At 42.8% G+C, this 12,981-nt stretch carries 12 protein-coding genes; 8 read left to right on the top strand and 4 right to left on the bottom strand.

Features of this window, described 5'->3' with window-relative positions; all coding sequences use genetic code 11:
• Positions 1-10: 10 nt before the first annotated feature.
• Positions 11-430 carry a DUF1398 domain-containing protein gene (locus ND811_RS06820; protein WP_265351338.1) on the top strand — a complete coding sequence of 140 codons (420 nt, stop codon included), beginning with the start codon at positions 11-13 and terminating at the stop codon, positions 428-430.
• 319 nt (positions 431-749) lie between these two features.
• Here ND811_RS06820 and ND811_RS06815 read toward each other — a convergent pair whose 3' ends face one another.
• The 4 genes from ND811_RS06815 to ND811_RS06800 all read right to left on the bottom strand — a co-directional run bounded on the left by ND811_RS06815 (position 750) and on the right by ND811_RS06800 (position 4,280).
• Positions 750-977, bottom strand: a complete 228-nt coding sequence (locus ND811_RS06815; RefSeq protein WP_265351337.1) for a hypothetical protein — start codon at positions 975-977, stop codon at positions 750-752.
• Positions 978-1,071: 94 nt separating this feature from the next.
• Positions 1,072-1,683 carry a hypothetical protein gene (locus ND811_RS06810; protein WP_265351336.1) on the bottom strand — a complete coding sequence of 204 codons (612 nt, stop codon included), beginning with the start codon at positions 1,681-1,683 and terminating at the stop codon, positions 1,072-1,074.
• Positions 1,683-3,173 (bottom strand): NAD(P)H-hydrate epimerase, encoded by a 1,491-nt coding sequence (locus ND811_RS06805; protein ID WP_265351335.1) that lies wholly within the window; start codon positions 3,171-3,173, stop codon positions 1,683-1,685. Before ND811_RS06805 ends, ND811_RS06810 begins: the two co-directional genes overlap by 1 nt.
• Entirely contained in the window at positions 3,174-4,280 is a 1,107-nt protein-coding gene (locus tag ND811_RS06800) for an LIC_12708 family protein (protein WP_265351334.1), read from the bottom strand.
• Between the two features lie 132 nt (positions 4,281-4,412).
• Between ND811_RS06800 and rimP the strand changes: the two genes are divergently transcribed.
• From rimP to pnp, 7 genes are all read left to right on the top strand, one after another.
• Positions 4,413-4,901 (top strand): ribosome maturation factor RimP, encoded by a 489-nt coding sequence (gene rimP, locus ND811_RS06795; protein WP_265351333.1) that lies wholly within the window; start codon positions 4,413-4,415, stop codon positions 4,899-4,901.
• A 4-nt stretch (positions 4,902-4,905) separates the two neighbouring features.
• Complete coding sequence (gene nusA / locus ND811_RS06790; protein WP_265351332.1) at positions 4,906-6,300, top strand: transcription termination factor NusA; 1,395 nt, start codon at positions 4,906-4,908, stop codon at positions 6,298-6,300.
• Between the two features lie 15 nt (positions 6,301-6,315).
• Positions 6,316-9,069 carry a translation initiation factor IF-2 gene (infB, locus tag ND811_RS06785; protein ID WP_265351331.1) on the top strand — a complete coding sequence of 918 codons (2,754 nt, stop codon included), beginning with the start codon at positions 6,316-6,318 and terminating at the stop codon, positions 9,067-9,069.
• Between the two features lie 9 nt (positions 9,070-9,078).
• A complete protein-coding gene (gene rbfA, locus ND811_RS06780) occupies positions 9,079-9,510 on the top strand; it encodes a 30S ribosome-binding factor RbfA (protein WP_265351330.1) in 432 nt (143 codons plus the stop codon).
• 120 nt (positions 9,511-9,630) lie between these two features.
• A complete protein-coding gene (gene truB / locus ND811_RS06775; RefSeq protein ID WP_265351329.1) occupies positions 9,631-10,560 on the top strand; it encodes a tRNA pseudouridine(55) synthase TruB in 930 nt (309 codons plus the stop codon).
• 26 nt (positions 10,561-10,586) lie between these two features.
• A complete protein-coding gene (gene rpsO, locus ND811_RS06770; RefSeq protein ID WP_100742754.1) occupies positions 10,587-10,853 on the top strand; it encodes a 30S ribosomal protein S15 in 267 nt (88 codons plus the stop codon).
• A gap of 5 nt (positions 10,854-10,858) precedes the next feature.
• On the top strand, positions 10,859-12,949 hold the full coding sequence (gene pnp / locus ND811_RS06765) for a polyribonucleotide nucleotidyltransferase (protein WP_100734469.1): 2,091 nt from the start codon (positions 10,859-10,861) through the stop codon (positions 12,947-12,949).
• Positions 12,950-12,981 lie beyond the last annotated feature (32 nt).

The following is a 12,981-nucleotide window of genomic DNA, read 5'->3' as shown; positions in this document are numbered from 1 at the left end:
GGAGTACCAAATGGTCAACCTAACAACAAAACTAACCGAAGCCCAAAAATTGGCGATGTCCGTTCGTCCGAAAGTGGGAGGGTTTCCTACCTTGGCAGAAGTTCTAAGAGAAGCCGGTGTCATTATGAATCGTTGGTATCTACCTTCTTGCCAAGCCGTCTACCAAATGAATGAAGGTTCTGTGGTCCAACAAGGAACTCCACTTGTCAGTGGAGTCCATGTGATCCCGAAGTTTCAACGCGAAGCTTTAATCAAGGCACTCCGCGCCGACCAAGAGGGCAAAAGTACATTTCCTGAATTTCTAAAGGCAGCCTGGGAAGCTGGAGTGATTGGGTATGATGTTGATTTCATTTACCGAAAAGTGATCTATTACGGAGCAAATGGCGAAAGTTATTTAGAGGAATATCCTGCAGTGACAGTGGAGAACTAATAACAATTGTCTAAAATAGATATGGAACTTAGAACAATACTTGTTTGCGGAGATGCCTAATAATTTCCCCCTGTTATTATTGGGCCATTCGAATAATCAGCCAAAAAATTTATCCAAGATTATTTGAAGTTCATGGTTTTGGCGCACCCATTCGATTTAACCTATAACTGTTATGTTTTGGTGATAGATAAACTGACAGCAAAAGCACCTTGGAATATAGTTCCCACCTGCAATTTTTATTTCACAAGGAAGACCATATTGAAAACAGTTTTCCACTATTCGAATGAAAAAACAGTTTGGATAGACGAATTCAATAAAACTACAATAGATGTGGCATATTACAAATTTTTGCATAACAAGGAATACATTCCTGAAAAATGGATTCGTCTGATTTTTCAGGAGTCTCTCTAGTTTTTACTAAATAACAATTGAGAAAGGATTCTCCTCGTCTTTCTGAAGTTTTATCTTCGTCTTTTTCATTGAAACAATGAATAAAATGAAATGTTACAAAAACAATACAAATACAAGTGCGGATAAGTCGATTCATCGGTCGATATCAACTGGTGAATTGTTTCTTGTCAACCTGACAAGTGGAAAGAGAGTATTACAAATTGGTTACTCAGTCTTGTTAGGTGTTACAGTTATTGATAAGGTTTTTGTTTGATTTGAAAAGTGTACGTTCTGTCCTCAGAGTGAATGAGCACTTGAGAATAAAATCCTAAATCCAGAGAACGAAACTTAGACCGAAAGATAGAGGCTTCTTCATCAAAAATTTCCTTCCGGCAATCTGCAACTAAGGACTTCCATTTTTCTTTCGAAACCGAATGGTATAAAAATCCATTGGCATTAGGGGGGATGTTTCTACTTTCCCAACGGATATCCTCTTGGAAACATAAAACCCCTTGTCTTGTTTTGATTCGAAACTCGGACTTCCACTTCGTGTTTGGAACCTGAAGTGGATTTTTTGTATTATTTTCTATAAATAAAAAATAACCTTGGAACTTTTCATCTTCTTCGCGGGATAAACTTAAATAAGTAGGGTATCCGTCTACTATCTGTTTGTCGGACTGAGTTCTGTTTTGGAAACTTCCTGGATTTAATGCTCGAAACCCGATATAAAAAATGAGTACTACTAAAACCAAATCGATAAGAAGGACAATTTGTCTCCATCTTGTTTTTTTATTTTTATCACCGATCTGTTTTAGGTAATCGCGAAATTCTTCGGGCGAACGAGAATGGTATCCTTTTCCCATCACACTAACTCCACAAGTGATTTTAGGATTTGGTGGGCAGAAGGATAGGGTTCTTCCAATTGTTTGGAATGGTCTAAAAAGGATAATGCCATGTGTACAGATTCTGGAATGGTTAAATCCAAACTTAAATAACGTGCTAAAATTCCTGATAATAAATCTCCCGTACCCATTGTGGCAAGTTTCGGATTGGGTGATTCCCAAACATATGAAGAACCATCAGGGCAAACAAGTAAACTTACGAAGGATTTGAGTAGCACATAAACATAGTTCCCGGAGCAGTAGTCGATTAAGGTATCGTAGGCGGCCTGTACAGAGTGATGAGTTTTTCCCGTCATTCGGTTCAGTTCTCCCACGTGAGGTGTGAGTAGGATTTGGTTTCCCTTAGGAAGGGGACTTCCTTTTGTGGGAATGGCACCAGCATCTAAAACCAAACGTAAGTCCTCCGGAACACTCCATCCACTTAGATCATTTGGGTATTGGGTAAGGCCTGGACCCACAACAATGGTCTTTGTTTTTTTTAAAAACGGATCTTCAAAAGTTTCGGCAAGAGAACTAGTTTTTGTCATTTTGGAAAGATCTTCTTTTAAAACCAAGGAACTGATTTTTAAAGATGGGGAGAAAATTTTACTAATCCCTCCGCCGAGTCTAGAGAAGGCCTGTTCTGAAAGGAGGATGGCTCCTTCCATTCCATCGGAACCCCCATAAAATAAAGCAGAACCTGCGCTATATTTATGATCTTTATTTTTTCTTTTTAGGGTTTGGATGGCCGTTTCTGGATCAGCTTCTAAATAATAACGATTGGAAAAGGTAACATTACTTAGATGAGTGCGGATGGGAAATCCAATGGCTTCATAGTATCTAGGAATGACGGAATCTTTTTCATAAATGAATCCTACGTTTTCCCATTTCCTCGTCCCAAGTTCTTCAATCGAATCAGCATAAACAAAAACATTGGTTTCTTCTTTTTTTCCTAGATTGTATGGATTCCAACCACTAGCTGTGTCGAGTGACAAACGATAAAAAAAGACATCAGAATCATTGATGGTTTCGATAAGATCCGCAAGTTCTTCCGAGAGATTCCCTTGAAATCCTGTTCCAAGAATGGCATCGACAAGTAAAATAGAATCTTCTTTTGCCTCTTCCCATTCTTTATAAAAATCTTCTACATTGCCGACGGCACCTAAAACGGAAGTTACTAAAGATTCATAAAACTTTCCCGCCTCGGATTTGTTTGGTGCAGTGGAAAAACATCGGACATTGTATCCTTCTTGGTGTAAAATGTAGGCTAAGGAATAGCCGTCTCCACCATTCCCACCAGTGCCGCAGAGAATCCAAATGGATTCAGCTGTTTTCCAAAGATCTTCATTGGCATGGAAAACAGAAAGGGCCGCCATCCCCATAAGAGTTTCTTCCTGAAACCCAAGTTCTTTTATGGCAAGAGAATCAATTGCTTTGGATTCTTTGTTTGTGAATAAGGGGTTATATTTCATTTATATCCAGCGATAGACTTCTAAAGCACCTTGGCGGATGCGAACTGAATAGATATTATCAAAAGCATCTGTGTAGGTTTCTCTCCATTGTCCGCGGGGACTGGAAAAAGGAATCCTTTTGTTGTTGATATGGTTTCCCTCTTTGTCATGAACTTGGAGTCTTGCTGCATTCCCACCATCTTCGGTTTCCCAAATATAAAACTCACCGTTGTTACGAATGGAAAATAAAATCTCCGAAGGGTCTTGGATTTCTTTTAAAACTTGCGAACTTTTGGAATCAAAAACAAATCGAAAGATCCTACGGAACTTAAACCGTTTGTCTTTTTTGGAATAATAACTAAAAGATCCGAGGACATATTCTCCTTCTGGATGAGGAAGGAGTTTATCGAGAGTAATATCATATTCTTTGGCATCACCACTGGCAAATACATCTAGTCCTGATTCTTTTAGGTTTCCTTTCAGTTCCCCTTCTTCAAAATAGGAAAGTCGCATTTCCTCTGCAATCCGGTGGTAAACAAATAATTTGTCTCCCTCTCCTGGTAAAATGTATTCGATGTAACGGAAAGGCTCTGAATTTTTTCCAGAGGCCCCTAACATAAATTTCACGACACCTTTCTGCGATATTTGTACAAGGAAGGAAGGTAACACCGTTGTTCCTTGGGTCGAAAACGCACCACTATAGGTTTTGTATAAGTTTTCTTGTCCTTGGGGTAGTTCCATACCTTTGGTAGAAATTCGGTTTTGGACAATCAGGTCGCCGTCTTCATTCATAGCGACAATGCCGATCCCACCAAAACGGAAAGGATAGTGCGGAATTCCTGAAATGGATTTAAAATCGGGGTTTCCGAGTGTGGCATCGAGCCTACCGTTTCTGTCAAAAAGTTTGATTACGGCTTGTTTATTGTCAGCCAGTGCGCTAATATTGGAAGAATTGGGAATGGTCAACGGAACGTTGGTTAGTACTTGGTTTACCACAACCCCTTCAAAACTTTCGTTGGTTCCACCAAGAGGGATACGAAAGAGAATTTCTTCTTTTAGGTTTTCGACGCGAAACCTAAGGCAGGAAGTGGAAACGAATAAGGTGAGAAGGAGATAAAGAGTTCGCATGGTGCAACATCCATTCCCTAATTTTTTATTTACAGGACAACTCGCTTTTCCTAGCTTGTCTAGAGACGTGCTAAATTTTAGCATGAGCTGGGTCTCTTATACGGATTCCTATGGGAATCTTTTGGAAATGGTTTGGTATATACCGAGGAAAACATCAGAGAACTTATTTTACGTGTTCTCGCTCCACCTCTAGCGCTTTTTTCGCTCCAAGTACAGAATCGGAAAAACCACGCCCTCATTGAGATAGAACTTGATCATCTTACAGACAAAACTGGCTCTGCTAGTTTGGAAGACTGTGAGACTGTGTCTAGGAGACTCAAAGAGGAGCTGGATTTATGGGGAGAGGAATTTGATTTCACTCTCCAAGTCTCCTCCGCGGGAGCAGAACGTGTTTTACGACTGCCGGAGGATTTAAGTCGTTTCCAAGGACTTTTAGTGAAACTAGAAGTGCCGCTGGAAACAGGGAAATGGGACAAACGATTGTATCGTTTGGGACCGGTTTCGGGGGATTCTGTTGAGCTTACGCTTTACGATCGTAAAACTCGACACAAAAAGAACCAAAAATCGGTACTAATGCCCATCGCAGAAATACGAAAGGGAAATTTGTATTTAGAAATTTAAGACTATGGCGACAAAACAAGCAACGAAAGAAACTGGGCTATTCGAAGCCATCCAACAATTCTGTCAGGACAAATCTCTTGATAGAGAACTCGTACTCGGTGTCATCCGGGACTCACTTCTTGCCGCCTATCGCAAAAAGGTCGGTTTGGAAGCAGAAACAGATGATCGTTGCCAAGTAGACTTTGGATCCGACAACAAAAACGAAATTATCATTTCCGTATTACGTGATGTGGTAGCAGAAAAAACAACAAACCCTCTCGAGATCTCTCTTGAAGATGCACAAAAATTGGACCCAAAAGCAGAAGTGGGAACCCAAATGAGAGTGTTTGAAAAACCACAAGACCTTTCTCGGGTTCTTTCCAGCCAAGCGAAACAGATGGTGTTCCAGCGCCTTCGCGATATGGAAAAGGAATTACTCTACCAAGAGTATAAATCCAAAGAAGGGGAACTCACCCACGGATATTTCCAACGTTGGAAAAAAGACATCATGTCCATCGACCTAGGTAAGGTAGAAGGGATCATGCTTAAAAAAGACCAAAACCCTGGGGAAAAATACCGCCAAGGCGATCGTCTGAAAGCTATCATTTCAAGGGTGGAACTTCGCCCCCGCGAACCAATGCCTGTCATCACACTTTCTCGTGCTTCTGGTGACTTTGTCAAAAAACTCTTCGAAATGGAAATTCCCGAAGTGTATGATGGCATTGTGGAAATCAGAGATGTTGCACGAATTCCATCTTACAGAACTAAGGTGGTTGTTACCACTAGTAAGTCTGACGTGGATCCTGTGGGAGCCTGTGTGGGAATGAAAGGGGTTCGAATCCAAGCCATCGTTCGCGAACTTGGAAACGAAAGAATCGACATTGTCCTTCACTCAGACGAACCAAGTGTATTCATTGCCAACGCCATTTCACCGGCAAAACCAGTGGAAGTACATGTGGATAGAAAAAGAGGAGATGCTCTTGTCATCGTTCCTGATGAATCTCTCTCTCTTGCGATCGGAATCAACGGATCCAACGTAAAACTCGTATCCCAACTTTCTGGTTTCAAAATCGACATCAAAACTGTATCACAATACAACCAGGAACTGGCTTCACCAGAAGCTCGTGAAAAACTGGATCGACTCTTCAATGCCCAACAAGAAGCAATGGAAGAATCAGAAGACCAATATGATGGTGGTTCGGAAGAAGGGGAAGACTCTGGATTCACTCCACTTTCTGAAGTTCCAGGTCTTACCCCAAGGATCGTCGGCCTTCTCGAAGCTGGCGGGATCAAAAACGTGGAAACCCTTCTCGAGTTCAGCCAAGAGGAACTTTCGAAAATTTCCGGAATCGGGAAAACGACGGCAGAGCAAATTTTACGTCTGCTTCGTGAATCTATCGAATGGGTAGAAGAGGGTTAAGTTTTAAGGCATAATATGGAAGAGCAAAAATCGATTAAAGAAACCCTCCAGCAGGGAGCCAGTGGTGACAAAACCAAGAAAAAGCTTGTCATCAAGAAAAAATCGGCACCTGCAGATGAGAAAAAAGAATCCAGCCCTAGCACGCAAGGCGTAGAACCGGCAAAGCCGATTTCTTCTACCCCTTCCGCTGCTCCGGAAAAAAAGAAGGATTTGAATGAACTCATTCGTGAGGAAGCCAAAAGACAGGGACTCGGTTCCGGTCCGCAAGCTCCTTCCCAAGCATCACCCATTGTGTCCCGGCCAGAAAGAAAGCCGGAACCACAACCGGAACGTGAAAGACCTCCAATGGATCGTAAACCTGAATCCATCCTTTCCGGTGATACTTCTTCTCCTAACTACCGTTCTGGTGGTGGCCAAGGTGGCCAACAAGGAGGAGGGAACCAAGGTTATTTTAGAAAAGAAGATCGTAACCCAATCGTTTCGCGTCCGACCACTCCACGTCCCCAAAGATCGGATGGACAAGGTGGTGGCGGTTACCAAGGAAATCGTGGCCCAGGACAAGGCGGTGGCGGCTACCAAGGAAATCGTGGTCCAGGACAAGGCGGTGGCGGTTACCAAGGAAATCGTGGCCCAGGACAAGGTGGTGGCGGTTACCAAGGAAATCGTGGTCCAGGACAAGGTGGTGGCGGTTACCAAGGAAATCGCGGCCCAGGACAAGGCGGTGGCGGTTACCAAGGAAATCGCGGCCCAGGACAAGGTGGCCCTGGTGGCTACCAAGGAAATCGTGGAGCAAGACCTATAGGCCAAGGCGGACCAGGTGGTGCAGGAAGACCTCCAGGGGATGCTCCGTTTGGTGCTCCCGGTGGACCTCCTGGTGCTGGTGGTGCCAGCGGTGCCAAAAAGAAAGTATTTGATAAAGAAAAAGGCGGAAGAGAAGAGAACGAAAACACAAAGTTTTTCAAACAATCTTTTCGCAAACAAAAGGCGCAGGCTGCCGCTCTTGCGGCTGTCCCCAAAGAAATCTCCATTTTGGAAAACATCCAAGTGGGAGAGATCGCCAAAAAACTGAATTTAAAACCAGGAGAAGTCATCAGTAAACTCATGAAAATGGGTATGATGGTCACCATCAATAATGTGATCGATGCTGAAACTGCATCCATTCTTGCCGATGATTACGGCTGTAAGGTAAAGATCGTTTCTCTATACGACGAAACGGTCATCGAAGAAGAAAAAGATGATCCAGCAGACTATATCACTCGTCCTCCTGTTGTGACGATCATGGGTCACGTGGATCATGGTAAAACCAAACTTTTGGATACCATTCGGTCTTCCAGGGTCGCAGAAGGGGAATCCGGCGGGATCACTCAGCACATTGGTGCCTACCAAGTAGAGACGGAACGCGGAAAAATTGCCTTCCTCGATACGCCAGGTCACGAAGCTTTCACTTCGATGAGAGCACGCGGTGCTTCTGTTACCGATATCGTCGTGTTAGTGGTTGCTGCTGATGATGGGGTCATGCCTCAAACCATTGAAGCGATTAATCATGCTAAAGAAGCAGAAGTTCCTATCATTGTTGCCGTTAACAAAATTGATTTACCAGCAGCAAACCCAGAAAAGGTAAGACAAGAACTTTCTAACTACGGATTACAACCAGAAGATTGGGGTGGTACTACCATCTTCTGTGATATATCCGCTAAGAATAATATTGGTATCGATAAACTCCTTGAGATGTTAATCATCCAAGCGGAACTCCTAGATCACAAAGCCAATCCGAAACGAAAAGCAAAAGGAACCATTGTGGAAGCAAAACTCGATCCAGGTCGTGGTGCTGTTGCTACAGTTCTCATCCAAAACGGAACCCTACGTGTGGGTGATGCCTTTGTTGCCGGTGTGCATGCGGGACGTGTTCGTGCGATGTATGACGACCTTGGTCGTTCCATCAAAGAAGCGGGTCCATCCTTCCCGGCACTTGTTACGGGTCTCGATGGTGTTCCTGATGCAGGTGCTCCATTTGATGTGGTGATTGATGATAAAGAAGCACGAACGATCTCTCATAGCCGTCAAGATTATGAAAGACTCGGCCAATCGAAAAACGCGGCCACTCGTGTCACACTCGACAATATGAGCGAGATCATCAAACAAGGTGCTCTGAAAGAACTCAAAGTCATTATCAAAGCAGACGTTCGTGGATCTACGGAAGCGGTGAAAGAAGCACTCGAAAAACTTTCTACAGCGGATGTTCGCCTCAATGTAATCCATGCGGGAACAGGTGCCATAGTTGATTCCGATATCATTTTGGCTTCGGCATCTAATGCGATCGTGATTGGTTTCCACACTCGTGCGAACCCAAAAACGGTTTCGCTTGCTGAAAAAGAAAAAGTCGAAATCAAATACTACAGTATTATTTACGATGTGGTGAATGAAGTAAAAGCTTCGATGGAAGGAATGCTCGAACCGGAAAAAGTAGAAAACATCATTGGTAAAGTTGAAATCAGAGATGTATTCAAAATTTCCAAAGTGGGTAACATTGCCGGTTGTATGGTGAAATCTGGTAAGGTCACTAAACAAGCTTACGTTCGTGTGGTTTCCAGCGAAACAGGTGAGATCACTTGGGAAGGGAAAATCAAAAACCTCAAACGTATGAAAGACGATGTGGCTGATGTTCTCACTGGTTTTGAATGTGGTATCTTACTCGATGGTTTCAATGACTTCTCGGTAGGTGACGAAATCGAAGCATACGAGATTCGCGAAATTGCTCGTAAACTGTAGGCGGCCTAAATGAATCCTATTCGAATGAAAAAACTCGAATCGGAGATCATTCGCCTTATCTCTACGGCCATTTTGGAAGGCAAGGTAAAAGACCCAAGAGTCTTTTTGCCGAGTTTCCATCGGATTGAGATCAGTGAAGATCTAAAGTTTGCGAAAGTTTACTTCACAGCGCTCTGTAATAACAATGAAAGAAAAAAACTCACACAAGGACTTGTTTCTTGTGCCGGTTTTCTTTCTTCCCTTGTTGGGAAAAATCTTCACCTTCATACGAACCCCAAATTTACGTTTGTCTGGGATAATAATTATATCAAAAGTTTGGAAGTGAATCGTCTGATTGATGAATCGGCTCCGAAAACTCTTTTTGAAGAACTACATCCAGAGGAATCCGAATCGGAAGAACCAAACGATGATTCCGATATAGATTCAGATTCTCCAACCTAAACGAAAGTCGCTAGTGATTTTAAGGAAGGAGAGTAAAAGTCCAGAACTAAGGAAATTTTTTCTTCCTGTGAGTGTTTTTACACTTCTTGCAACTTGCTTTGATTAGGTGACCTTTTTCCTATGTCTAAACCATACCATTCGGGATTTTTATTTGTCTACAAACCACCTGGGATCACAAGCTCCGATTTGGTTTTAAAAACCAAAAGAATCTTAGGTCAAAAATCAGTGGGACATACCGGTACTCTTGATCGGTTTGCAGAAGGCCTACTCATTTTGCCTTGCGGAGACTACACTGCTTTTTCCCAAGTGTTTCTTGGAAAAGATAAGTCTTATTTTGCGGAAGTAACTGTAGGATTAAAAACTGATTCTGGGGATCCAGATGGAGTAGTGGAAGTAGATGAAAGAGAAAATGCCATTCCCCGTTTTGAATCCGATTTTCCTTTGTTACGATTACAGGAGGAGTTAAATCATCTTACACGGCTCACTTCTCAAAAAGCGCCTAAAATTTCCGCCTTGAAAGTGGGGGGAAAGCGCCAATCGGATTTAGTCCGGGAAGGTTCGGCGGTGGAAGAAAAAGAAAGACCGATTGTGATCTATAAAGTAACAGACATCGAAAAAACTGAGTTTGGATTTTCCTTTCGGATTCACGTTAGTTCTGGAACCTATATTCGTAAAATCATCCTCGACCTTTCCGAGAAATGGGGAATTCCATTGTCTCTGCAAAGACTTGTGCGGGAGTCTATCGGTACCTACGACTTAGCACGCGCAAAAGCCTTGGATCAGATTTCACCGAAGGATCTCCTTCCTTGGAAAGAAATTTTTCCGCTTCCAACCCGCATCGCAGAGGAAACTGAAAAAAAGGCCGTCATCCACGGGGGATACCTTTGGGACAAACTCCCAAAACCGGCTGAAAACGGATTTTTTATTGTGGATGCAGATGAAGAAACAATCCTTGCTTGGTGCGATTACGAAGGGAAACCGGACCACATTCCCTACCGTTACAGAAAAGTATTTTTTGACCCTTCTGCAAAAATTATGTTTTCTAAATGAGTCCTTCTTAAAATCTGGACACTAGTATGATCACAAAAGAACAAAAACAGCAGATCATTGCTACATTCGGTAGCAAACCAAACGACACAGGTTCTGCAGAAGTACAAATCGCTCTTCTCGACTCTCGAATCAAAGACCTTACTGAACACTTCAAAGCGAACAAGAAGGACTTTCACTCTCGCCGCGGTCTAATCGCAATGGTGAACCAGAGAAAGAGTTTGTTGGAATACCTTAAAAAGTCCAACGTAGAAAGTTATAAAAAGCTGATTGAAAAACTCGGCCTTAGGAAGTAATTCCTATGGCTACAGAGTTCACTGGTTCTTGGGGTAGAGACTCTATCACCATTGAGACCGGCAAGTGGGCGAAACAAGCTCACGGGTCGGTTGTATACAAAACCGGAAATTTGGTTCTCCTCGCCACAGTTTGTGCCGCTGACGAACCAAAAGAAGGACAAGATTTTTTCCCACTTACTTGCGAATACACAGAGAAAGCCTACTCTGTAGGTCGTTTTCCTGGTGGTTACTTCAAACGTGAAGCAAAACCAGCAGAACACGAAGTATTACTTTCTAGGATTCTGGATCGTCCCATTCGCCCAATGTTCCCGGAAGGATACTTCTCAGAAGTACAACTTCTTGTTCAAGTATTATCTGCAGACAAACAAGTATCTGTCCAAGGCCATGCGATTAACGCAGCTTCGGCGGCTCTTTCTGTTTCTTCCATTCCTTTTGCAGGCCCTATCGCTGGTGCTCGTATCGGTCGTATTGGTGGAGAATTTGTTCTCAATCCAACGAACGAAGAAATTACAAAATCTGATTTGGATTTGGTAGTTGCGGGAACTAAAGATGCCATCGTTATGATCGAAGGGGAAGCAAATGAAATCTCCAAAGAAGATATGATGGCGGCTCTACGTTTTGCACAAGAACAACTGAAAGTTGCTGTTGCAATGCAAGAAGAATTAGCTAAGAAAAACGGAACCGTAAAAAAGGAAGTAGTTTTAAAAGCTCCTGACAAGGAGCTTCACGCAAAAATTCGTGAGTTCGCGTTTGACCGTTTAACTGCTGCTAACAAAAATGCTGACAAAGCAAAACGTAACGATGACATCAAAGCCATTAACAAAGAAACAGTAGAACATTTTAAAACTCTACTCGCTCCAGAAGACAAATCGAAAGATATCAAACATTTCCTACATGAATTAGAATATGAAGTGGTCCGCGAACTAGTGCTTGGCGAAGGAATTCGTTTTGACGGTCGTAAAACCAACGAAATTCGTCAAATTTCTTGTGAGATTGATGTGCTTCCAGGACCTCATGGATCGGCAGTTTTTACCAGAGGACAAACGCAGTCCCTTGGGGTGATGACTCTTGGAACTACTTCTGACAACCAAAGGTACGAAACTTTGGAAGGTTCGAAAGAGAAGAACTTTATGTTGCACTATAATTTCCCAGCTTTTTCTGTTGGGGAAGTGCGTCGTAACTCAGGTCCTGGTAGACGTGAAATTGGTCACGGAAACCTCGCAGAACGTGCGATTAAAAAAGTCCTTCCGACGCAAACTGACTTCCCTTACGTGATCAGGCTTGTTTCTGAAATTTTAGAATCCAATGGATCTTCTTCAATGGCCTCTGTTTGTTCGGGAACCTTGGCTCTTATGGCTGGGGGAGTTCCGATTTCTGGTCCAGTTTCCGGAATTGCGATGGGACTATTTAGTGATGAAAAAGGCCGTTTTGCGGTACTTTCTGATATCGCAGGAATTGAAGATCATTTTGGAGATATGGATTTCAAACTCGCAGGAACCAAAAAAGGGATCACTGCCTTCCAAATGGATTTAAAAGTCAATGGACTTGGTTTGGAAGTTTTACAAAAAGCCATCGAACAAGCAGAAGTGGGTCGTGACCACATCCTTGGTGAAATGAACAAAGCCATTTCTTCTGTGAAAGGTAATTTGAGCCTCAATGCTCCACGCATCACTCAAAAACAAATTCCAAAAGATCGCATTGGCGAGCTCATTGGCCCGGGTGGTAAAATGATCCGTGCGATCATTGAACAATCTGGTTCTGAAATTTCTGTGGATGACACAGGTAAAGTAACCATTGCTTCTCCAAGTGAAGAGTCTAAAGCAAAAGCCATCGCCATGATCGATGGGATCTTTGAAGAAATCGAAGTAGGTAAAATCTACGACGGTGTCATTAAACGAATTGCTGACTTTGGTGCTTTTGTAGAAATTCTTCCAGGAAAAGAGGGCCTTTGCCACATCTCTAAACTAGATGTGAAACGAGTGCAATCGGTTCGTGATATTGTTTCTGAAGGGGACAAAATCCAAGTTAAGGTGATTTCCGTTGATAAAATGGGAAAAATCGACCTTTCCCGTAAGGATGTTCTTTTAGACAACTAAACAGTCCCCAAACGACTGTTTGGGGGGAGTAA

It is taken from the genome of Leptospira soteropolitanensis (genome assembly GCF_026151655.1).
Lineage (GTDB): Bacteria > Spirochaetota > Leptospiria > Leptospirales > Leptospiraceae > Leptospira_A > Leptospira_A soteropolitanensis.
This window is presented reverse-complemented; position numbering and strand designations above follow the sequence as displayed.